This window comes from Dyella sp. BiH032 (assembly GCF_031954525.1).
In the GTDB taxonomy this organism is placed as follows: Bacteria; Pseudomonadota; Gammaproteobacteria; order Xanthomonadales; family Rhodanobacteraceae; genus Dyella_D.
Genome location: NZ_CP134867.1, coordinates 4,694,756 through 4,717,098 on the forward strand (window position 1 = coordinate 4,694,756; position 22,343 = coordinate 4,717,098).

The window sequence follows — 22,343 nt, forward strand, 5'->3', positions numbered from 1 at the left end:
TCTCTTTAGGCATGCTCGGTGACACCGGCGGCGTGGGCCTGGAGGTCGGCGTGGTAGGACGAGCGCACCAGCGGACCGGAGGCGACGTGGCCGAAACCCATCGCCTCGCCGGCTTCGCGCAGCGCCTCGAATTCGTCGGGGGTCCAGTAGCGCACGACCGGATGGTGATGCGGCGTGGGCTGCAGGTACTGGCCAATGGTGATCATGTCCACGTCATGCGCACGTAAATCGCGCATGGTCTCCAGCACCTGCTCCATGGTCTCGCCCAGGCCCAGCATGATGCCGGACTTGGTCGGCACGTCCGGATGCTGCGCCTTGAAGCGCTTGAGCAGGTCCAGCGACCACTGGTAGTCGGCGCCCGGACGCACTTCGCGGTAGAGGTGCGGCACGGTTTCGAGGTTGTGGTTGAACACGTCCGGCGGGAAATCCTTGAGCACTTCCAGCGCGCGCTCCATGCGGCCCTTGCCGCGGAAGTCGGGCGTGAGAATCTCGATCTTGATGTTCGGGCTGGCGTGGCGCGTCGCGCGGATGCACGCGGCGAAATGCTCGGCGCCGCCGTCGCGCAGGTCGTCGCGATCGACCGAGGTGATCACCACGTACTTCAGGCGCATGTCGCGGATGGTCTCGGCCAAGCGGGCGGGCTCGAGCGGATCGGGCGGCGCCGGGCGGCCGTGGGCCACATCGCAGAACGAACAGCGGCGGGTGCAGACCTCGCCGAGGATCATGAAGGTGGCCGTGCCCTTGCTGAAGCACTCATGGATGTTCGGGCACGAGGCTTCTTCGCACACGGTGACCAGCGCGTTCTCGCGCAGGCGCGCCTTGAGCTGCTGCACGGCATTGCCCTGCGGCAGACGTACGCGAATCCAGCTGGGCTTGCGCAGCACGGGCGTCGCGGTGTCGAAGCCGGCGCGGTTGCGCGCGATCTTGTCGTTGCCGAGCTGCTTCTCGACGGCGGGCGTGCCGCTGACGACGCTGATCGGGATGACCTTGGAGGGGGAGGTTTCGCTCATGTAGGCAAGCTCAGACCGCTACGCGAGCGGGGAGTTCGGGAAGAACGGGAGCGGCGGACTCGGCCGTGAAACCGAACTGGCGGCAGAACTCCTGCACCAGCGCGTCTTCCACGTCCGCCAGCCGCGACGGACCGCCCAAGTCTAGCACCTGGGTGACCTGCAAACCCTTGTAGCCGCAGGGGTTGATGCGGTGGAAGGGTTCCAGGTCCATGTCGACATTGAAGGCCAGCCCGTGGAAGCTGCAGCCCCGGCGCACGCGCAGGCCCAGGGCGGCCACCTTGGCGCCGGCCACGTAGACGCCGGGGGCGCCTTCCAGGCGCTCGGCGCCGATGTTCCAGTGGTCCAGCGTGTCGATGATGGCCTGTTCGATCTTGTGGACCATCTCACGGACGCCCACGCCGGCCCGCCGCAGGTCGATCAGCGGATAACCCACGATCTGGCCGGGGCCGTGGTAGGTGACCTGCCCGCCGCGGTCGACCGGCACCACGGGGATGTCGCCGGGCGCCAGCACGTGCTCCATCTTGCCGGCCTGGCCGAGGGTGAACACCGGGTCGTGCTCGAGCAGCCACAGCTCGTCGGGCGTGTCCGGACCGCGTTGGTCGGTGAACGCGCTCATGGCTTTCCAGGTCGCCTCGTAGGGCTGGCGGCCGAGACGGCGGATTTTCAGCGGCAGGGACATGGGGAAACCGGGAAAACGGGAGGGGTCGGGAGAACGTGCGGCCGGCGGCCGCGGCTTGCAAGGCCAACGGCCGGCGTCTCCGCGGGCCGGATACTGCCCGGCCCAAACGACGGCGGGCCGGGGAATGCCCCGGCCCGCGCGCGTCTTCAGAGGGTGAAGCGGATGTCCGGGTCCGCGCGCAGCGTGCTGTGCGCGAGGTCGTACTGCTCACGGTTGTCGCAGCGGAAGCTGACAGTCACCGAGAGGAAGTTGCCTTCGCGCGAATGACGGTGCTTCACCGTCTCGTGCAGCACGTGCAGGCCGATGCTCTCCAGGATCGCCGGTACCCGCTTGGGCAGGTCGGCGCTGGCGTTGCCCATGGCGGTGATCTCGAACTCGCCCGGGAACTGGAAACCCTGCCCGTCCTTCTGCGCCTTGATCGAATCTAGGTCCTGCATGGCGGCACCTCGCTCACTTCTTCTCTTCGTCAGGCTTCTTGTCGCTGTGGAACCACAGCATGATGCTGTCCCACAGGCGGCCGAAGAAGCCGGCCTGCGGCGCGTCTTCCAGCGCCACCAGCGGCAGGTTCTGGACCGGCTGCCCGTCGAGGGTGACGCGCAGCGTGCCGACCTGCTGGCCCTTGGTGAACGGCGCGACGAGGGTGGCGGGCACGTCCACGGTAGCCTTGAGCTTCTCGTAGTCGCCGCGCTTGACGGTGACCAGCACGTTCTCGGTCACGCCCAGCGGGATCTGGTTCTGCTTGCCCTTCCACAGGCGCGGCGTGGCCAGCGGCTTGTTGGCGTCGTAGAGCTTGTGCGTCTCGTAGAAGCGGAAGCCGTAGTTCATCAGCGACATGGCGGCGTCGGCGCGCGCCTTCTCGCTGCTGGCGCCCATGACGATGGCGATCATGCGGGCTTCGCCCTGCTTGGCCGAGGCCGCCAGGCAGAAGCCGGCGGCAGCGGTGTGGCCGGTCTTGATGCCGTCCACGCTGGGGTCGCGCCACAACAGCAGGTTGCGGTTGTGCTGCTTGATGCCGTTCCACTCGAAGTCCTTCACGGCGGAGATGGCGTAGTCCTCCGGGAAGTCGTGGATCAGCGCGCGCGACAGGATCGCGATGTCGCGGGCGGTGGTGTAGTGGTTGGCGATGGGATAGCCGGAGGCGTTCTGGAAGTTGGAATTCACCATGCCCAGCTGCTTGGCGTAGGCATTCATCAGGTTGGCGAACGCGCCTTCGGAACCGGCGGTGTGCTCGGCCAGGGCGATGGCGGCGTCGTTGCCGGACTGGATGATCATGCCGGACAGCAGGTCCTTCAGCGGCACCTGGCTGTTGAGCTTGAGGAAGCTGGTGGAACCGTCGGTGCCGGCGCCGCCGCTGCGCCAGGCGTTCTCGCTGATGGTCACCTGGTCGTTCATGTGGATCTTGCCGTTGGCGATCTCGGCGGAGACAACGTAGTCAGTCATCACCTTGGTGATCGAGGCAGGCTCCAGGCGCACGTCCGGGTCCTTGGCGGCAAGCACCTGGCCGGTGGCGTAATCCATCAGCACCCAGCTCTTGCCGTCCACATCCGGCGGCGGCGGTACCGGCGCCTCGGCGACCACCGGGCGCGGCACCGGCGAGGGCTTGGGCGGGGTCTGCTGGGCGACGGCGGTGCCGATCACCAGGGCGGCGACGGCGAGCGAAGGAAGGGTACGGCGGAGGAGGTTCATCGTTCTGAGTGTTCCGGTCTTGATAGGGCTGGCGCCGGAGCGCCGAAAGGGCAAAGTGTCAGTCTACCGCGACCTGCGGACGCGGCAGACCCATGTTCTGGATCTTGGCGGCCACTTCGTCGGCGCTGTCGACGTCGGCCAAGGGCCCCACGCGCACGCGCCGCACGCTGCGGCCGTTGACCTCGGCATCGACCACCTGCACGGGGGCGAAGTTCGCCGAGCGCAGCTGTTGCGCGACGCGTTCGGCATTGGCGTTTTCGCCGAACGCGCCCACCTGCAGGTAGATGCCGGGCTTGGACGCGCTGGCGGCCACCGGCGGCGGTGGAGGCGGTGGCAGATCCTGCAGCGGTTCGCCCGGCGTGATGGCGCGCACTTCCACCAGGCCCGTGCCTTTGGGGTACACGCCGATCTTCACCGCGGCGGCGTAAGAGAGATCGATCAGGCGGTTGTCGTGGAACGGCCCGCGATCGTTGATGCGCACGACCACGCTCTTGCCGTTCTCCAGGTTGGTGACCCGCGCGTAGCTCGGCAGCGGTAGCGTCTTGTGCGCGGCCGTGAACTGGTACATGTCGTATTCCTCGAGGCTCGAGGTCTTGTACCCGTGGAACTTGTTGCCGTAGAACGAAGCGATGCCGCGCTCGACGTAGCCGTTGGCGTTGGGCAGCACGGTGTAGGTCTGACCCAGCACCGAATACGGCGATTTGTTGCCGTAGAGCGCGCGCGGCTCGACCTTCGGCACCGGCTCGACCAGCTTGCTGATGTCCGGCGGCGGACCATCCGGCACGCTGTCCGCGCCATCGCGGTAGCGGCTGCTCTGCGGCCGCGACACATCGTCGTAGATGCCGCCCCGGCGGCCGCCGTCGGAAGCACGGGATACCGTGCCGCCGCTGCGCCCCGAGGGATAGCTGCCCGGCTTGGACGGCCGCGGCTTGCTGCCGCTGCACCCGGCCAGAGCGAGGATGGCGACGGCCAGGAGCGGCAGCGCCAGCGCGGATTTCATCGCGTGGCCTCGCTCTCCCGGACGCCCGCGGCAATGGCCTGCGCCAGCTGGTGCACTGCCAGTGCGTAGAGCGGGCTGCGGTTGTAGCGGGTGATGACGTAGAAGTTCTGGAAGGTGAACCAGTATTCCGGCCCGGCCGGCCCCTCCAGGGTCTGCAGGCTGCTGGGCAGGCCCGGGTCGAGCGGCTGCAACGGGGCGTAGCCCCAGGCCGTCAGCTGTTCCAGCGGCCACTGCGGCTTGGAATCCTTCACTTCGATCGGCCGGGCCGCGGCATCGGGCTGGGCACGTGCCACGACCGGGGCGCCGGTGACCCAGCCGTGCTTGGCGAAATAGTTGGCGACGCTGCCGAGGATGTCCGGCAGTGAATCGTGCAGATCGATGCGGCCGTCGCCGTCTTCGTCCACGCCGAAGTCGCGGATGCTCGACGGCATGAACTGGCCCCAGCCCTGCGCGCCCGCGTAGGAGCCGGTGAGCGTGTCCAGCGGGCCGCCGAGCATGTGGTCCGGCAGGCTCAGCAGCACCTTGAGCTGCTCGCGGAAGAACGCCGCGCGCGGTGGGTAATACAGGCCCAGCGTCACCAGCGCGTCGAGCACCTTGTACTTGCCGGTGTTGCGGCCGTAGGAGGTCTCCACGCCGACGATGGCGACGATGTATTCGGGCGCCACGCCGTACTGGCGGCCGATGCGTTCGACGAGGTCGCGGTGCTCCCGATAGAACGCTACGCCGTCGTCGATGCGCTTGTCGGTGAGGAAGATCGGCCGGTAGTCCTTCCACGGCTTGGCTTCGGCGGGACGGCTGATCGCATCGAGGATGCTCTGCTGCTTCTTCGCGCCGTCCAGCAAGGCGTTGAGCGCGGCGGGACTCTTGCCCGTGTCCTTCGCGACTTCTGCCACCAGCTGTGCCTGTCCCGGGTGGGTCTCGGCCCCGGCGGGGGTCAGCGCCGCGGCGGCGGCGAGGCCCAGAGCGGCAATCCATTGCAGGGGACGGGACATGGCAATCACGGTCATCAGGCTACTTCGCTGGCAGGGATTCACCGACGGAAACGTTCGGGCGCTTCCGACTGGAAAACGGCATGCGCGCAGAGCCTAGCACGCATGGCGGCGCAAACCCGGGCGGAATGCGGGCGCGCCGGCGTTTGTTCAGTCGTGCATCTTTCGGTTGGCATGGATGGACATGAGCACGCCGAAGCCGGTGAGCAGCGAGACGGCGGAGGTGCCGCCGTAGCTCACCAGCGGCATCGGCACGCCCACCACCGGCAACATGCCGGCGACCATGCCGCCGTTGACGAACACGTAGACGAAGAAGCTCATGCCGATAGCGCCGGCGAGCAGGCGCGAATAGGTGTCGCGCGCCTCCATGGCGATCCACAGGCAGCGACCGATGATGAAGGCGTACAGCGCCATCACGGCCGTCACGCCGACCAGCCCGAATTCTTCGGAGAAGACGGCGAAGATGAAGTCGGTGGTGTGCTCGGGCAGGAAGTCCAGGCGCGACTGCGTGCCGTGCTGCCAACCCTTGCCGAACACGCCGCCGGAACCCACCGCGATCTGCGACTGGATGATGTGCCAGCCGTTGCCCAGCGGATCGGATTCCGGATCCAGCAGCGTGCGCACGCGATTGCGCTGGTACTCATGCAGGAAATGCCAGGCCACCGGCACCATGCCGCCCACCGCGGCCAGCAGGCTGCCGATCTTCCACCAGGCCATGCCGGATAGGAACAGCGCGAACGCGCCGGCGCCGGACACCAGCAGCGCCGTGCCAAGGTCCGGCTGCTCGGCGATCAGGCCAGCGGGGATGCCGATCAGCACGCCGACGACGATGATGTCCTTCCACGAGGGCGGCAACTGGCGCGGGTGCAGGTACCAGGCGACCATCATCGGTACGGTCAGCTTCAGCAGCTCGGACGGCTGGAAGGACATCACGCCCAGGTTGAGCCAGCGCTTGGAGCCGCTGCGGATCTCGCCGACGCCCGCCACCAGCAGTAACAGCAGCACGCTGCCGGCGTAGAGCCAGGGCGTCCAGCCGCGCAGCACCGACGGCGGAATGCGCGAGATCAGCAGCAGCAGGATGCCGCCCATCACGAAACGGGCGGCCTGCCCGGAGATCATCGCCATGCTGCCGCCACTGGCGCTGTAGAGCGTGACCAGGCCGGTCGCAGCCAGCAGGAACAGGCCGAAGGCCAGTGGCAGGTCGATGCGCGGGCGCGTAAGCACGCGGCGCAGGAAGCGCTGCAGACTGACCTGGAGTTCGTCGATCATGGATGGCCTCCATCGTCCTGCTGCCCGCCGCCGTCGTGGTCGCCCGGCAACTGCGCGGGAACGTCGGCAGGGGTGGCGATGGGTGTGTCTTCGGGTACGTCGGACGTGCTGGCGGCAATCGCGGGTGCCGCCGTTTGCTCCGGCGCGTTCCGCGCAGGCACCGCGCCGCCCTGGGATGCCAGCCATGCTTCCATGATCTTGCGCACGATCGGGCCCGCGTCCTGGGCGCCCCAGGCACCCTGCTCCAGCATCGCCGCCACCGCGATGCGCGGCGCGTCGGTCGGCGTATAGCCGATGAACCAGGCGCGGTGGCGAGTGGCCAGGTACGCGGTGTTCTTGTTGCTGTCGTAGTCGTTGGTGCGGCGGGAAAAACGCTCGGCGGTGCCGCTCTTGCCGGCCACGACGTACGGGAAGCCGGTGAACTGGCCCCTGGCGGTGCCGCCGGTGATCACCGCCTCCATGCCTTGGTTCACCACGTTCCAGTAGTTGTCCTTGTGGATCAGGCTTGGGCCGCTGGGCGGGTTGGGCAGCGACACGGGGCGCTCCTTCACCGCGGAGGTGGCCATGACCAGGCGCGGCGCGTAGGGCGTGCCGTGACCGGCAAAGGTGGCCGTGGCATGGGCGAGCTGCAGCGTCGTCACGTTCCAATAGCCCTGGCCGATGCCGGCGAGGATGGTTTCGCCGGGAAACCAGCCGTACTTGCTGCGGGTCGCCTTCCATTCGCGCGAAGGCAGGATGCCTTCGGCTTCGCCGAGCAGGTCGATGCCGGTCTTCTTGCCGAAGCCGAGGCTGCCCATCCAGCCGCTGAGACGGTCGATGCCCAGGTCCAGGGCCAGCTTGTAGAAGTAGGTGTTGGTGGACAGCTGGATGGCGCGCACCATGTTCACCGTGCCGTCGCCGCCGCGCTTGTCGTCGCGATAGCAGCGCTGCTGTCCGGGAATGCAGAACTCGCCGGTGGACAGCACCGTGTCTTCCGGGCGCCGGACGCCGTATTCCAGTCCGCCCAGTGCGAGGAACGGCTTCACTGTCGAACCCGGCGGGTAGGCGCTCTTCAAGGCGCGATTGAGCAGCGGCTTGTCCTCCGCCGAGGTATAGGCGGTGTAGTCGGCCTTGCTGATGCCGTTGACGAAGAGGTTCGGATCGAAGCTCGGCACGCTGACCATGGCCATGACCTGGCCGTTGCGCGGATCGAGAGCGACCGCCGAACCGGGGCGGCCGCCGAAGGCCTCGGTGGCCGCCCGCTGCACCTTCGCATCGATACTCAGATACAGGTTCTTGCCAGGCTTGGGCGGGTGCGTTTCCAGCACCCGCTGGACGCGGCCGTCGGCATTTACTTCGACCAGCTCGTAGCCGGGCTCGCCGTGCAGCATGTCCTCGTAGGAGCGCTCCAGGCCGCTGCGGCCGACGTGGCTGGTGCCCTTGTAGCGATCGGCGTCGAGGCGGTTGAGGTCGTCCGCATCGATGCGACCGACATAGCCGATGACGTGGGCGAACAGCGGTCCGTAGGGATAGCGGCGGGTCAGGTAGGGGACCACGTCCAGGCCGGGAAATCGCCAGCGATTGATGGCGAAGCGGGCGATCTCGTCCTCGGTGAGGTGCAGTTTCAGCGGCACGCTGTCGAAGCGACGGTTCTGCTTGAGCTGCTTCCTGAAGGCTTCGACGTCATCGTCCCCGAGCGGGATGACGTCGCGGATGCCGGCCAGCATCGCCTTCATGTCAGGCACCTGCTCGGGCACCACTTCGAGCCGGAAGGCAGGCACGTTGTCGGCCAGCAGCACGCCGTTGCGGTCGTAGATGAGGCCGCGCGCCGGCGGGATGGCGCGCGGCTTGACGCGATTGTTCTCCGAGCGCAGCGCGAACTCGTCGTGCCGCTGCACCTGCAGGTAGCTGTAGCGCACGACCAGCGCGGCAAGGCCCAGCAGGATCAGGGCGAACCCCACCAGCGCGCGCACCCGGAACAGGGTGCTTTCGCCTCGGGAGTCCTTGATCGAGCGGCGGCGGGGCGGCATGGCGCTACTGCAGGCGGAAGCGCAGGCGCAGGTCGTCCATCAGCAAGAACAGGAACGGCCATAGTGCGGCGCCGACGAACGGCGAGAACCACCAGGTGGCGGGCGGCAGCGATTCCCCCGCGAAAGTGCGAACGATCAACAGTACGACGCGATCGTTGAGCAACAGGGCCAGGACCGCCAGGGTCTGCTGCCACATGGGGAAGAAGCGCAGGCGCGAACGGAAGCGGAGCGCGATGAAGACCAACGCGCACAGGCGCATGGCCTGTTCGCCGAGCAGCAGGCCATCGAGCAGGTCGGCGCACAGGCCGATGCAGAAGGCCAGCCCAAGGCTGACCCGCTGGTCGCCCGCCTCGAGCGCCCAGTAAAGCAGGAACAGCGCGGGCCAATAGGGCTTGAACGGCTGCAGCACGCCCGGCAGCGGCACGAGCATGGACAGCAGCGCGAAGACCAGGGAGCCGGCGAACCAGAGCGTCGCGACGCGTTGCTTGCTCATGGCAGCGCCCCCGTAGCGGATGCCGAGGACGCCGGAGCAGGCGCGTTCGGCACGCCGGTGGAGGGCGATCCGCCGGCGGATGGCGGGGACGCGGACGTTGAGGAAGGCGCGGGTGCCATGTCGGCCGGAGGACCGGCGGGTGATGCGGGCTCGGGTGGGCCGACCGGCTCGGCCTGGTCGTGCAGCAGGAGCACGTCCTCGCTGCGGTCCAGGTCCGCCGTGGGACGCGCACGCCCTTCCAGGAACATGCCCGATGCCGCGGGTTCGACGCCGCGGATTTCGCCCACCGGGAAGCCTGGCGGGAAACGGCCGCCAAGGCCGGAGGTGAGGAGCTTGTCGCCCTGGCGTACGTCTGCCGCCATGGAAATGTTCGGCAGGCTCAGCTGGTCGCCTTCGCGGGAACCGTAAGCCACCGTGCGCAGGCCCGTGCGCTCGATCACTACGGGTATGGCGTGGTCCGGATCCGTCACCAGCATGACCAGCGAGGTGCGCGGCATCACTTCCACCACCTGGCCCATGACGCCATGGGCATCGATCACCACCTGCCCCTTCTTCACGCCGTCCCGTGCCCCGACGTTCAGCAGCATGCGGTGGCGGTAGCTGCCCAGGTCCACGTCGATGACGCGGGCGAGCTGCACGTTGAGCTCCAGGCTGTGCTGGGTGGCGAGCAGTTCCCGGAGGCGCTCGTTCTGCTCCGCGACGGAAGCCATGCGGTTGAGCTTGGCGTTGGCCAGGAGCAAGTCCTCGCGCAGGCGCTGGTTCTGTTCCGTGAGCAGCTTGCGGTCGGCGAACGCGACGCTGACGTTCCGCATGCCCGCCGCCGGCAGGCCGGCCAGGCGATAGACGGGCTCGACGACGATGGAGGCGGCATAGCGGATGCGCCACATCCAGCCGTTCCGGTGGTCCAGGACCATCAGCACCATGGCGAACGCGAGATACAGGATGAGGCGGAGGGTGCCGGCGACAGTGCCGGCAAACAGGGGCGAGGAGTCCTCGCGAGCGAGTGCCATCCCCTGCCCCCGTCAGCGCTTATTCGGCGGCGAAGAAATCGCTGCCGTGCTGGTCGATCAGCTCCAGCGCCTTGCCGCCGCCGCGGGCGACGCAGGTCAGCGGCTCTTCGGCCACCTGCACGTGCAGGCCAGTCTCTTCGGAGATCAGGCGGTCCAGATCGCGCAGCAGGGCGCCGCCACCGGTGAGTACGATGCCGCGCTCGGCCACGTCGGAGCACAGTTCCGGCGGAGTCTGCTCCAGCGCCGACTTCACGGCGGCCACGATGCCGGAGAGCGGCTCGTGCAGGGCTTCCAGCACCTCGTTGGAGTTGATGGTGAACATGCGCGGCACGCCCTCGGCCAGGTTGCGGCCGGAGATTTCGATCTCGCGCACGTCGGTCTGCGGGAAGGCGCAGCCGATCTCCATCTTGATCCGCTCGGCGGTGGACTCGCCGATCAGGGTGCCGTGGTTGCGGCGGACGTAGTTGATGATCGCCTCGTCGAAACGGTCGCCGCCGACGCGGACCGACTGGGAATAGACGATGCCATTGAGCGAGATCACGGCGACCTCGGAGGTGCCGCCGCCGATATCCAGCACCATGGAGCCGCGGGCTTCGTGCACCGGGATGCCAGCGCCGATCGCGGCGGCCATGGGCTCCTCGATCAGGAAGACGTCGCGGGCACCGGCGCCTTCGGCCGACTCCTTGATGGCGCGGCGCTCCACCTGGGTAGACCCGCAGGGCACGCAGACCAGCACGCGGGGGCTGGGGCGCAGCAGGCGCGAGCGGTGTACCTGCTTGATGAAGTGCTGCAGCATCGCCTCAGTCATGGAGAAGTTGGCGATCACGCCGTCCTTCATCGGGCGCACGGTGGCGATGTTGCCGGGCGTGCGGCCGAGCATCTTCTTGGCGTCGCTGCCGACGGCGGCTACCGCGCGCGGGCCACCCGGACCGCGATCCTGGCGGATGGCGACGACAGACGGTTCATTGAGGACAATGCCTTGCCCACGCACATAGATCAGGGTATTGGCGGTGCCGAGATCGATGGAGATGTCGTTGGAGAAGATCCCGCGAAACTTCTTGAACATGGGTCCGCCGTGCGTCGATCTGGCTAAAAAGTAAGCGCGCCAGTCTAAAGACGCAGCACCTTGCGCGCAAGGACAATATCGTTAAGAAAGCCTTGCAGGACGGGGTGATATGCGAACTTTCGCTCGGGCTAGGTGAGCTGGCTTTTCCGAAGGAAGTCGCCGCGCGGCTCCGATATCGGTAAAATTCGCAACTTTGGCCGGACAGCCGTCCGACCTTCGGTTAGACCGCGCTCGCGCGGCCTGTTCACTAGCCCGGGGACACCCACGAATCATGTCTGCCGTTATTTGCGGTTCGTTGGCATACGACACCATCATGGTCTTCCAGGACCAGTTCAAGAACCACATCCTGCCCGACCAGGTGCATATCCTGAACGTGTCGTTCCTGGTTCCCCGGATGCGGCGCGAGTTCGGCGGATGTGCCGGCAACATCGCCTACAACCTCAAGCTGCTGGGTGCCGACCCGCTGCCGGTGGCGACGGTGGGGCAGGACTTCGGCCCTTACCGAGCGCACATGGAGCACTGTGGCATCCGCCTGGACTACGTGCGCGAGTTCGGCGACCAGTTCACGCCGCAGTGTTTCATTACGACCGACCTGGACAACAACCAGATCACGGCGTTCCACCCCGGTGCGATGCTGAGTGCGCATGAAAACCACGTGCGCGACATTCCCGACATCAGTTTCGCCATCGTCGCACCGGATAGCCGCGAAGCGATGCTGCAGCATGTGGATGAATTCGCATCGCGTGAAGTGCCTTTCATTTTCGATCCGGGCCAGGCCATGCCGCTGTTCAATGGCGATGAATTCCGGGCGATGATCGAAAAATCCACGTATGTGATCGTCAACGACTATGAGTCCCAGTTGTTGCAGTCGCGCACGGGATGGAGTGCGGAAGAGATCGCCGGACGCGTGAAGGCTTATATCGTCACGCTCGGACCGCGCGGCTCGCTGATTCATGCGGACGGCGTGGTGCACGAAATTCCGCCGGCGCGCGAGCGCAAGATCGTCGATCCCACAGGTTGCGGCGACGCTTATCGCGCGGGGTTGATCTTCGGCATCATGCGCGCCAAGGATTGGCCGACGATTGGCCGCATGGCTTCTCTGATGGGCGCGCTGAAGGTGGAGCATCCCGGCACGCAGAACCAGCGATTCAACTATGCGCAGTTTGCGACGGAGTTTGAAGAGCAGTTTGGGTATGGGTTGGATTGAGTCTTTCTAAGTTTTGCGAAAAAAGGCCTTCCGTTTGGGAGGCCTTTTTTGTTTGATGGGCAAAGTGCTTGGCTGGTGCAGGATGCGGATGGATCCGCTGGCGTATCAGATGGCGACGCCTGGATGTTGGTCGTGGATGGGCGGCGATGCCTTTTTCTCGAAGTTCAATTCCGGAGTGCTCTGGAGAGCAGATCCGCGATGCGCAATGCTCAGAACTCAGACTTGGCATAGCGATTTGTTCGAGGTGATTTGTCGAGGGGCTTGCATGGTTCCCGGTACACGACATAGTTGAAGCGTGCAGACCTTCGGCGTGACGCAACGTCAGCTCGACTCTCGTGCATACGACGGCCGATCTCATTCTTGAGAAGGCAAGTAGCAGGTACGTGGGTGCGCGACTGGCGGGAAACTGGAACTGGCCATGACCGCAAAGGCGTAGCGCTATCGGACGGAGCGCAGAGAGAAAGCCCTGTATTTGCGCGAGTAGTTGCGCCTTTGCCGTTCGATGGTCGCCTGCGCTGGCTGCGAAGCGATACCAACTGCGCAGAGAGGATCGACCTGTTAGAAAGCCTCAGCCGGGCGCGGAAGATTGCCGATGCCGTCGGGAGGGTGACGCTCGCGACATGGCCGAGCGGCAGCCCGATGATCGTGCGACGGTGCAGCGAAGTGCTGCGGTCGAGGCACTGCAGGTGCTTATGTGCGAAACAGGCTGGAGAAGGGCTGAGGAAGAGCCATAAAAAAAACCCTCACCGTGAGGTGAGGGTTTTTCAGGATAAAGCCCCTGGCGATGACCTACTCTTGCATGGCAAGCCACACTACCATCGGCGCAGCTGCGTTTCACTTCCGAGTTCGGGATGGGATCGGGTGGGACCACAGCGCTATCGTCGCCAGGGAAAGGGTGCTGGACAGCGCTAGGGAGCGCCGGTCCGGCAGATGGAGTAAACGAGTGACAAACGTCTTGGATGAACTTTGCGAGATGCTCGCTGAGCTGCGAAGCGTCTTGGGGTTATATGGTCAAGCCGCACGGCTCATTAGTACGCGTAAGCTCAATGCATTGCTGCACTTCCACACCGCGCCTATCAACCACCTAGTCTAGATGGGGCCTTAAGGAGTCTCTAGGACTCGGGAGATCTCATCTTGGGGCGTGCTTCCCGCTTAGATGCTTTCAGCGGTTATCACTTCCGTTCGTAGCTACCGGGCAATGCCATGGGCATGACAACCCGAACACCAGCGGAACGTCCACTCCGGTCCTCTCGTACTAGGAGCAGCCCCCCTCAAATCTCCAACGCCCACGACAGATAGGGACCGAACTGTCTCACGACGTTCTGAACCCAGCTCGCGTACCACTTTAAATGGCGAACAGCCATACCCTTGGGACCGACTACAGCCCCAGGATGTGATGAGCCGACATCGAGGTGCCAAACACCGCCGTCGATATGAACTCTTGGGCGGTATCAGCCTGTTATCCCCGGAGTACCTTTTATCCGTTGAGCGATGGCCCTTCCATACAGAACCACCGGATCACTAAGACCTACTTTCGTACCTGCTTGATCCGTCGATCTCGCAGTCAAGCACGCTTATGCCTTTGCACACAGTGCGCGATGTCCGACCGCGCTGAGCGTACCTTCGTGCTCCTCCGTTACTCTTTGGGAGGAGACCGCCCCAGTCAAACTACCCACCACACACGGTCCCCGATCCGGATTACGGACCTAGGTTAGAACGTCAAGCACTTCAGGGTGGTATTTCAAGGATGGCTCCACCGAAACTAGCGTCTCGGTTTCATAGCCTCCCACCTATCCTACACAGAAGAACTCAACGTTCAGTGTGAAGCTGTAGTAAAGGTTCACGGGGTCTTTCCGTCTTGCCGCGGGAACGCTGCATCTTCACAGCGATTTCAATTTCACTGAGTCTCGGGTGGAGACAGCGCCGCTGTCGTTACGCCATTCGTGCAGGTCGGAACTTACCCGACAAGGAATTTCGCTACCTTAGGACCGTTATAGTTACGGCCGCCGTTTACTGGGGCTTCGATCAAGAGCTTCGCCTTGCGGCTGACCCCATCAATTAACCTTCCAGCACCGGGCAGGCGTCACACCCTATACGTCCACTTTCGTGTTTGCAGAGTGCTGTGTTTTTGATAAACAGTCGCAGCGGCCAGGTTACTGCGACCCTTCTCAGCTCAGCTACGCATGTAGCCACCAAAAAGGGCGCACCTTCTCCCGAAGTTACGGTGCCATTTTGCCTAGTTCCTTCACCCGAGTTCTCTCAAGCGCCTTGGGATTCTCACCCTGCCTACCAGTGTCGGTTTACGGTACGGTTTCTCTGCAGCTGAAGCTTAGTGGCTTTTCCTGGAAGCGTAGTATCAGTCACTTCGCCCAATAGGGCTCGTCTCGGTGCTCGGTGTATGTGATCCCGGATTTGCCAAAGATCACCACCTACCGCCTTTCCCCGGGACAACCAACGCCCGGTAGACCTAACTTTCTCCGTCCCCACATCGCACTGCAGACAAGTGCCGGAATATTAACCGGCTTCCCATCGACTACGCATTTCTGCCTCGCCTTAGGGGCCGACTCACCCTGCGCCGATGAACGTTGCGCGAGGAAACCTTGGGCTTTCGGCGTGCGGGCTTTTCACCCGCATTATCGTTACTCATGTCAGCATTCGCACTTCCGATACCTCCAGCAGGCTTCTCAACCCACCTTCACAGGCTTACGGAACGCTCCTCTACCGCGCACACAAAGTGTGCACCCCGAGCTTCGGTGTAGTGCTTAGCCCCGTTAAATCTTCCGCGCAGGCCGACTCGACCAGTGAGCTATTACGCTTTCTTTAAAGGGTGGCTGCTTCTAAGCCAACCTCCTGGCTGTCTATGCCTTCCCACATCGTTTTCCACTTAGCACTAACTTTGGGACCTTAGCTGCGGGTCTGGGTTGTTTCCCTTTTCACGACGGACGTTAGCACCCGCCGTGTGTCTCCCGTACAGTCTGTCCTGGTATTCGGAGTTTGCCATGGTTTGCTAAGTCGCGATGACCCGCTAGCCATAACAGTGCTCTACCCCCAGGAAGATACATACGAGGCGCTACCTAAATAGCTTTCGAGGAGAACCAGCTATCTCCGAGTTTGTTTAGCCTTTCACTCCTATCCTCAGCTCATCCCCATCTATTGCAACAGATGTGGGTTCGGTCCTCCAGTGCGTGTTACCGCACCTTCAACCTGGCCAAGGATAGATCACTCGGTTTCGGGTCTACTGCCAGAGACTATGCGCCCTATTCAGACTCGGTTTCCCTTCGCCTCCCCTAGACGGTTAAGCTCGCCACTGACAGTAAGTCGCTGACCCATTATACAAAAGGTACGCAGTCACCCTTGCGGGCTTCCACTGCTTGTACGTATACGGTTTCAGGGTCTATTTCACTCCCCTCTCCGGGGTTCTTTTCGCCTTTCCCTCACGGTACTTGTTCGCTATCGGTCGGTCAGGAGTATTTAGCCTTGGAGGATGGTCCCCCCATGTTCAGACAGGGTTTCACGTGCCCCGCCTTACTCAATTTCACACAACGTGCCTTTTCGCCTACGGGGCTATCACCCGCTATGGCCGGCCTTTCCAGACCCTTCGACTAAAACATGCTGTGCTTTTGGGCTAGTCCGCGTTCGCTCGTCGCTACTGACGGAATCTCGGTTGATTTCTTTTCCTCCGGGTACTTAGATATTTCAGTTCCCCGGGTTCGCTTCCAGCACCTATGAATTCAGTACTGGATACTGCCGAAGCAGTGGGTTTCCCCATTCGGACATTGCCGGATCAAAGCTTGTTGCCAGCTCCCCGACACTTTTCGCAGGCTGCCACGTCCTTCATCGCCTCTGACCGCCAAGGCATCCACCGTATACGCTTGGTCGCTTGACCATATAACCCCAAGTCGCCTCAGGGCTAACGCCAAACAACGCGTTCGCTTAATTGCCTCAACGACACATCTCGGTTTGGTTTCAAACCAAGACGCTTGTCACTCGTTTACATTGTCAAAGAACACGAAAGCGGCCACAGTGCCGTCTCGCTTCAAAATCTTTTCGTGTGCGCTACATATCCGCGTGAACTGGTGGAGCCAGTCGGGATCGAACCGACGACCCCCTGCTTGCAAAGCAGGTGCTCTCCCAGCTGAGCTATGGCCCCAAAGTGGTGGGTCTGGGAGGACTCGAACCACCGGCCTCACCCTTATCAGGGGTGCGCTCTAACCACCTGAGCTACAGACCCATAAAGCTATAGGCCCCCACATCGAATGGGATGGGCCAGGCATGTCTTTTACATGCGGATATGCAGGTGTCTTGTGTGGACGTCTTGCGGAGGAGGTTCTGTCGTTCTCGAAAGGAGGTGATCCAGCCGCACCTTCCGATACGGCTACCTTGTTACGACTTCACCCCAGTCATGAACCACTCCGTGGTCGTCGCCCTCCTTGCGGTTAGGCTAACGGCTTCTGGAGCAACTCACTCCCATGGTGTGACGGGCGGTGTGTACAAGGCCCGGGAACGTATTCACCGCAGCATAGCTGATCTGCGATTACTAGCGATTCCGACTTCATGGAGTCGAGTTGCAGACTCCAATCCGGACTGGGATCGGCTTTCTGGGATTGGCTCCACCTCGCGGTATTGCAACCCTCTGTACCGACCATTGTAGTACGTGTGTAGCCCTGGCCGTAAGGGCCATGATGACTTGACGTCATCCCCACCTTCCTCCGGTTTGTCACCGGCAGTCTCCTTAGAGTTCCCACCATTACGTGCTGGCAACTAAGGACAAGGGTTGCGCTCGTTGCGGGACTTAACCCAACATCTCACGACACGAGCTGACGACAGCCATGCAGCACCTGTGTTCTGATTCCCGAAGGCACTCCCGCATCTCTGCAGGATTCCAGACATGTCAAGGCCAGGTAAGGTTCTTCGCGTTGCATCGAATTAAACCACATACTCCACCGCTTGTGCGGGCCCCCGTCAATTCCTTTGAGTTTCAGTCTTGCGACCGTACTCCCCAGGCGGCGAACTTAACGCGTTAGCTTCGACACTGATCTCCGAGTTGAGACCAACATCCAGTTCGCATCGTTTAGGGCGTGGACTACCAGGGTATCTAATCCTGTTTGCTCCCCACGCTTTCGTGCCTCAGCGTCAGTGTTGATCCAGATGGCCGCCTTCGCCACTGATGTTCCTCCCGATCTCTACGCATTTCACCGCTACACCGGGAATTCCACCATCCTCTATCACACTCTAGCTTCCCAGTATCCACTGCCATTCCCAGGTTGAGCCCGGGGATTTCACAGCAGACTTAAGAAACCGCCTACGCACGCTTTACGCCCAGTAATTCCGATTAACGCTTGCACCCTTCGTATTACCGCGGCTGCTGGCACGAAGTTAGCCGGTGCTTATTCCTCAGGTACCGTCAGCCCCACCGGGTATTAGCCGGTAGTATTTCGCTCCTGATAAAAGTGCTTTACAACCCGAAGGCCTTCTTCACACACGCGGCATTGCTGGATCAGGCTTTCGCCCATTGTCCAATATTCCCCACTGCTGCCTCCCGTAGGAGTCTGGGCCGTGTCTCAGTCCCAGTGTGGCTGATCATCCTCTCAGACCAGCTATCGATCGTCGCCTTGGTGAGCCATTACCTCACCAACTAGCTAATCGAACATCGGTCCATCCAACCGCGCGAGGTCCGAAGATCCCCCGCTTTCTCCCGTAGGACGTATGCGGTATTAGCGTAAGTTTCCCTACGTTATCCCCCACGTCTGGGCAGGTCCCGATGCATTACTCACCCGTCCGCCACTCGCCACCCATGGAGCAAGCTCCACTGTGCTGCCGTTCGACTTGCATGTGTTAGGCATGCCGCCAGCGTTCAATCTGAGCCAGGATCAAACTCTTCACTTAAGTTTTCGATCAACCGAAGTCGATCTATCTTTCTGAAGCGTTGTCCTAACCGTAAAACGTCAAGCTTTGAATTGACTCTTAGGTTAGACGCTTGCATTTGTGGACAGTTGTTCCATCCACCGCAAGGCGCCCACACAAGTCACCTGCGCACACTGTCAAAGATCAATCACTTGCGACTCTTTCTTCGAATCGCTCCAGAACATTTCGTCCCGGGTGAGCCGCCCATTCTACATCGTCTTTCCTGTCCGTCAACACCTGCGAGAAACAATTTTCGTCGTTGGCGTTTCGGGGGAAACCCTTCGTCGAAGGCGTCTCGTCGAAGGGGCGAGAATCATATCGCCCATCCCGGAACCTGTGAAGGGGTTGCGCGGAATTTTTTTCCGCGAGATGACACCCACCACCCCGCTACACTCGCGCGCATCTGTCCAAACCAAAGAACCGAGGTAGCGATGAAAAGGCTGCTGGCCCCTCTGATGTTCCTCACCCTAGCTGGCCCTGCGCTCGCCGCCGCCGCGCCAGCAGCGACACATAGCGTGACGCTGCACGGCAAGCGTTTTTCCGCCGAACTGGCCACCAGCGACGAAACACGCGCCCGCGGCCTGATGATGCGCAACGAACTGGCGGCCGATCACAGCATGCTGTTCGTCTTCCCGGATACGCAGGAACGCTGGTTTTGGATGAAGAACACGCTCATCCCGCTCGACATTCTGTACTTCGACGACAACCGCAAGCTCGTGTCCATGCAGTTGGACGTGCCGCCGTGCAAAGCAGACCCCTGCCCCAGCTATCCCAGCGACCGACCGGCGCGCTATGTACTGGAGTTGGACGCGGGCACGGCCCGGCGCATCGGCGCCGCTATTGGGGACGAGCTGACGGTGGAAGGAGCGATCGGCAAGGTGGAGTGATCGGCCGTTGCGGCCATGTCATGTGCGCAGGGCACGCCGACGCGGAAGGGAATCAACGAGGCGGGATGCAGCTTTTCCAGGGCATCCCAATCGTCTTCGAAAGGTACGAACTGTTGCATGTGACGGCTCCCTGCTAGCTGTGCCCCTCAGCGAGGGGCACGGGAGCATCTGAGCACACGACCCGGTCAACGGAATGGCAATTTGGGGCCGCGTGCTGACAAGGATGGGAGAAACTCAGTCCACTTCGACCATTTCGAAGTCCGCCTTGGTGGCACCGCAATCCGGACAGGTCCAGGTTTCGGGCACATCTTCCCAGCGGGTGCCTGGTTCGATGCCCTCATCGGGCAAGCCCTCGGCTTCGTCATAGATAAAGCCGCAAACCACGCACATCCACTTCTTATTGTTGGAAGAATCCTGGCTCATCGTTGCCGTGCTTGAAAAGGAAACAAGAGCCGCATTCTCGCAACTCAGCCGGCCGTGCGAAAGCGTACGGCGGCAATCCACCACAACCATGCACCCAAAACTCAAACATCCTGGCCTCTACGCCATCACAGACGGCCCACGCGCCGATCTCCTGGAAGCCGTCGCCGCGGCCCTTTCCGGCGGAGCCCGGCTGGTCCAATACCGCGACAAGACGGCCGACCACTCCCGACGCCATCAAGAAGCCAGCGCGCTTCGGCTGCTCTGCGACCGGCACGGCGCGGCCCTGATCATCAACGACGACATCCGGCTGGCGGCTGCCGTCCATGCCGATGGCGTCCACCTGGGCGAGACCGACCCGGCGCTCGCCGCCGCACGCGACGTGCTGGGCGACCACGCCATCATCGGCGTCTCCTCCTATGACTCGCTCGAGCGCGCGCGCGACATGGCCGGCGCTGGCGCCGACTACATAGCCTTCGGTGCGTTCTTCCCCTCACCGACCAAGCCCCTGGCCAGGCGCGCCTCGCCCGACCTGCTGCGGCAGAGCGCCGCGCTGGGCGTGCCCCGTGTAGCGATCGGCGGCATCACGCCTGAGAATGCCGGCTCCCTGGTAAGCGCCGGCGCCGATTACCTCGCCGTGATCTCCGCCCTTTTCGCCGTCGCCGATGTGCGCGCCGCAGCGCAACGCTTCACCGATCTCTATCCGCCCCATTCCGGAATTTCACGATGACTAACCACGAACTCTTCCAGCGCGCCAAGCAACTGATGCCCGGCGGCGTGAACTCGCCCGTGCGCGCCTTCAAGTCGGTCGGCGGCGAACCGTTCTTCACCGCACGCGCGGACGGGGCCTATCTGTGGGATGTCGAAGGCAAGCGCTACATCGACTACGTCGGTTCCTGGGGGCCGATGATCGTCGGCCACAACCATCCGAGGGTCCGTGAGGCCGTCGAACGCGCCATCAAGGACGGGCTCTCCTTCGGCACCCCCTGTTCCGCCGAGGTGACCATGGCGGAGACCATCACGCGCCTGGTGCCTTCGGTGGACATGGTGCGCATGGTGAATTCCGGTACTGAGGCCACTATGTCGGCCATCCGGCTCGCCCGCGGCGCCACGGGTCGCAGCAAGATCGTGAAGTTCGAAGGCTGCTATCACGGCCACGGGGACAGCTTCCTGGTGAAGGCCGGCTCGGGCGCACTCACCTTCGGCGTCCCCACGTCGCCCGGCGTGCCGAAGGCCGCGGCGGACCTCACGCTCACCCTGGCTTATAACGATTTGGACGCGGCCAAGGCTCTGTTCGAGGAGCATGGCGACGACATCGCCGGCCTCATCATCGAGCCGGTCGCCGGCAACATGAACTGCATCCCGCCGAAGGAGGGCTACCTGCAGGGGCTGCGCGAGCTATGCACGCGCCACGGCGCCCTGCTGATCTTCGACGAGGTCATGACCGGTTTCCGCGTGGCGCTCGGCGGCGCCCAGGCGCACTACGGCATCACGCCGGACCTCACCACCTTCGGCAAAATCATCGGCGGCGGCATGCCCGTGGGCGCTTATGGCGGGCGCCGCGAGCTGATGGAACAGATCGCCCCGGCCGGCCCGATCTATCAGGCAGGCACGCTCAGCGGCAATCCGGTGGCGATGGCCGCCGGGCTGGCCATGCTGGAACTGGTCCAGGCACCCGGCTTCTACGACAACCTCGCCGCCCGCACCCGCCTGCTGGCCGATGGCCTGCAAGCCGTGGCCGACGGCGAAGGCGTGCCCTTCAGCACCAATCGCGTGGGCGCCATGTTCGGCCTGTTCTTCACCCGCGAGAAAGTCGAAAGCTACGCCCAGGCCACGGCGGCCGACACGGCGGCATTCAATCGCTTCTTCCACGGCATGCTGGAGCGTGGCATTTACCTGGCGCCATCGGCATTCGAGGCCGGTTTCCTGTCCAGCGCACACAGCGATGAAGATATCGCCGCGACGCTGGAAGCCGCCCGCCAGACGCTCCGCGCGGACCGGGCCTGATGGAGGAACCGCTGCACTGTGTGCTGTTCGACCTGGACGGCGTGCTGGCTGACTACGACCGCCAGGCGCGCGTAGCGCACCTGGCGGCGCTGATCGGGGTCACGCCGGACGCGGTGCATGCGGCCATCTACGAATCGGGCGTCGAGGAGGCGGGGGACAGCGGTGTGCTGGACGCCGCTGCCTACCTGGCCGCCCTCGGCGACCATCTGCAGCGGCCGGTGCCTGCCGACGCCTGGGTCGAAGCGCGCCGAGTCGCCACGCAAGCTCGCCCGGCGGTGATCGACGTCGCGTCTCGCCTGCAGGGCCGCGTGACGCTTGGCCTGCTCACCAACAACGGCCACCTCATGGCAGACCAACTGCCGCGCATCGTCCCGGAGCTGTTCCCCCTGTTCGCCGGCCGCGCGTATGCGGCGGCCCGGTTCGGTGCCGCCAAGCCCGCCGCTGCGGCCTACCTCGGCTGCCTGGCCGAACTTGGGGTCCTCCCGGCACGCACGCTCTTTATTGACGACAGTGCCGCCAACGTCGACGGCGCCCGAGCCGCGGGCCTGCACGCCCACCACTACCAGGATCGCGCCGGCCTTCGGCAGGCCCTGATCGCCTTCGGCCTGGGCTGAACCGCCGGCAGGTCTCACTGGACCTCCCGCGCCGCGCCGCTATGCTGCCATCCGCGCGGTGCGCAGGCGCCGCAAGGCACGGGCGATGTCGGA

The 22,343-nt window shown here is 63.7% G+C and carries 17 protein-coding genes, 2 tRNA genes and 3 rRNA genes; 5 read left to right on the top strand and 17 right to left on the bottom strand.

All coding sequences use genetic code 11. The annotated features are described in order from the left end of the window. Window positions 1-5 precede the first annotated feature (5 nt). The 11 genes from lipA to RKE25_RS20775 form a co-directional block, all read right to left on the bottom strand. The gene (gene lipA / locus RKE25_RS20725) at window positions 6-1,010 is read right to left on the bottom strand and encodes a lipoyl synthase (protein ID WP_311839976.1); all 1,005 of its coding nucleotides are present in this window, start codon (window positions 1,008-1,010) and stop codon (window positions 6-8) included. A gap of 10 nt (window positions 1,011-1,020) precedes the next feature. Then, window positions 1,021-1,689 (bottom strand): lipoyl(octanoyl) transferase LipB, encoded by a 669-nt coding sequence (gene lipB / locus RKE25_RS20730; protein ID WP_311839977.1) that lies wholly within the window; start codon window positions 1,687-1,689, stop codon window positions 1,021-1,023. 146 nt (window positions 1,690-1,835) lie between these two features. Next, the gene (locus tag RKE25_RS20735) at window positions 1,836-2,126 is read right to left on the bottom strand and encodes a DUF493 family protein (RefSeq protein ID WP_311839978.1); all 291 of its coding nucleotides are present in this window, start codon (window positions 2,124-2,126) and stop codon (window positions 1,836-1,838) included. A 13-nt stretch (window positions 2,127-2,139) separates the two neighbouring features. After that, on the bottom strand, window positions 2,140-3,375 hold the full coding sequence (locus RKE25_RS20740; protein ID WP_311839979.1) for a D-alanyl-D-alanine carboxypeptidase family protein: 1,236 nt from the start codon (window positions 3,373-3,375) through the stop codon (window positions 2,140-2,142). A gap of 58 nt (window positions 3,376-3,433) precedes the next feature. Next, window positions 3,434-4,375, bottom strand: coding sequence for a septal ring lytic transglycosylase RlpA family protein (locus RKE25_RS20745; protein WP_311839980.1), 942 nt, complete (start codon window positions 4,373-4,375; stop codon window positions 3,434-3,436). Continuing rightward, window positions 4,372-5,382, bottom strand: a complete 1,011-nt coding sequence (gene mltB / locus RKE25_RS20750; RefSeq protein WP_311839981.1) for a lytic murein transglycosylase B — start codon at window positions 5,380-5,382, stop codon at window positions 4,372-4,374. The genes RKE25_RS20745 and mltB overlap by 4 nt, the downstream gene beginning before the upstream one ends. Window positions 5,383-5,514: 132 nt before the next feature. Then, window positions 5,515-6,633 (bottom strand): rod shape-determining protein RodA, encoded by a 1,119-nt coding sequence (gene rodA, locus RKE25_RS20755; protein WP_311839982.1) that lies wholly within the window; start codon window positions 6,631-6,633, stop codon window positions 5,515-5,517. Next, complete coding sequence (mrdA, locus tag RKE25_RS20760; RefSeq protein ID WP_311839983.1) at window positions 6,630-8,642, bottom strand: penicillin-binding protein 2; 2,013 nt, start codon at window positions 8,640-8,642, stop codon at window positions 6,630-6,632. The genes rodA and mrdA overlap by 4 nt, the downstream gene beginning before the upstream one ends. Window positions 8,643-8,646: 4 nt before the next feature. After that, window positions 8,647-9,135: a rod shape-determining protein MreD gene (mreD, locus tag RKE25_RS20765; RefSeq protein ID WP_311839984.1), complete on the bottom strand. Its 489-nt coding sequence runs from the start codon at window positions 9,133-9,135 to the stop codon at window positions 8,647-8,649. Further along, window positions 9,132-10,145, bottom strand: coding sequence for a rod shape-determining protein MreC (gene mreC, locus RKE25_RS20770; protein ID WP_311839985.1), 1,014 nt, complete (start codon window positions 10,143-10,145; stop codon window positions 9,132-9,134). Before mreC ends, mreD begins: the two co-directional genes overlap by 4 nt. 19 nt (window positions 10,146-10,164) lie before the next feature. Further along, window positions 10,165-11,211, bottom strand: a complete 1,047-nt coding sequence (locus RKE25_RS20775) for a rod shape-determining protein (protein ID WP_311839986.1) — start codon at window positions 11,209-11,211, stop codon at window positions 10,165-10,167. A gap of 271 nt (window positions 11,212-11,482) precedes the next feature. Between RKE25_RS20775 and RKE25_RS20780 the strand changes: the two genes are divergently transcribed. Then, window positions 11,483-12,418 carry a carbohydrate kinase family protein gene (locus tag RKE25_RS20780; protein WP_311839987.1) on the top strand — a complete coding sequence of 312 codons (936 nt, stop codon included), beginning with the start codon at window positions 11,483-11,485 and terminating at the stop codon, window positions 12,416-12,418. 776 nt (window positions 12,419-13,194) lie between these two features. On the opposite strand, the gene rrf is transcribed toward RKE25_RS20780, so the two are convergent. The 5 genes from rrf to RKE25_RS20805 all read right to left on the bottom strand — a co-directional run bounded on the left by rrf (window position 13,195) and on the right by RKE25_RS20805 (window position 18,304). Further along, window positions 13,195-13,307 (bottom strand): 5S ribosomal RNA (rrf, locus tag RKE25_RS20785). Between the two features lie 118 nt (window positions 13,308-13,425). Then, a 23S ribosomal RNA gene (locus tag RKE25_RS20790) occupies window positions 13,426-16,304 on the bottom strand. A 188-nt stretch (window positions 16,305-16,492) separates the two neighbouring features. Continuing rightward, window positions 16,493-16,568, bottom strand: a tRNA-Ala gene (locus RKE25_RS20795). Between the two features lie 4 nt (window positions 16,569-16,572). Further along, window positions 16,573-16,649, bottom strand: a tRNA-Ile gene (locus tag RKE25_RS20800). 110 nt (window positions 16,650-16,759) lie between these two features. Next, window positions 16,760-18,304: ribosomal RNA gene (locus RKE25_RS20805) — 16S ribosomal RNA — on the bottom strand. Together the 16S, 23S and 5S rRNA genes with 2 tRNA genes alongside form the textbook arrangement of a ribosomal RNA operon. 449 nt (window positions 18,305-18,753) lie before the next feature. On the opposite strand from RKE25_RS20805, the gene RKE25_RS20810 reads away from it, so the two are divergent. Further along, a complete protein-coding gene (locus RKE25_RS20810; RefSeq protein WP_311839988.1) occupies window positions 18,754-19,209 on the top strand; it encodes a DUF192 domain-containing protein in 456 nt (151 codons plus the stop codon). A gap of 234 nt (window positions 19,210-19,443) precedes the next feature. Here RKE25_RS20810 and RKE25_RS20815 read toward each other — a convergent pair whose 3' ends face one another. After that, window positions 19,444-19,632: a rubredoxin gene (locus tag RKE25_RS20815; protein ID WP_311839989.1), complete on the bottom strand. Its 189-nt coding sequence runs from the start codon at window positions 19,630-19,632 to the stop codon at window positions 19,444-19,446. Between the two features lie 88 nt (window positions 19,633-19,720). On the opposite strand from RKE25_RS20815, the gene thiE reads away from it, so the two are divergent. The 3 genes from thiE to RKE25_RS20830 are packed head-to-tail and all read left to right on the top strand — an operon-like array spanning window position 19,721 to window position 22,250. Further along, window positions 19,721-20,359: a thiamine phosphate synthase gene (thiE, locus tag RKE25_RS20820; RefSeq protein ID WP_311842452.1), complete on the top strand. Its 639-nt coding sequence runs from the start codon at window positions 19,721-19,723 to the stop codon at window positions 20,357-20,359. Further along, window positions 20,356-21,636, top strand: a complete 1,281-nt coding sequence (gene hemL, locus RKE25_RS20825; RefSeq protein WP_311839990.1) for a glutamate-1-semialdehyde 2,1-aminomutase — start codon at window positions 20,356-20,358, stop codon at window positions 21,634-21,636. Before thiE ends, hemL begins: the two co-directional genes overlap by 4 nt. Continuing rightward, window positions 21,636-22,250, top strand: coding sequence for an HAD-IA family hydrolase (locus RKE25_RS20830; RefSeq protein ID WP_311839991.1), 615 nt, complete (start codon window positions 21,636-21,638; stop codon window positions 22,248-22,250). Before hemL ends, RKE25_RS20830 begins: the two co-directional genes overlap by 1 nt. The last annotated feature ends 93 nt before the right edge of the window (window positions 22,251-22,343 follow it).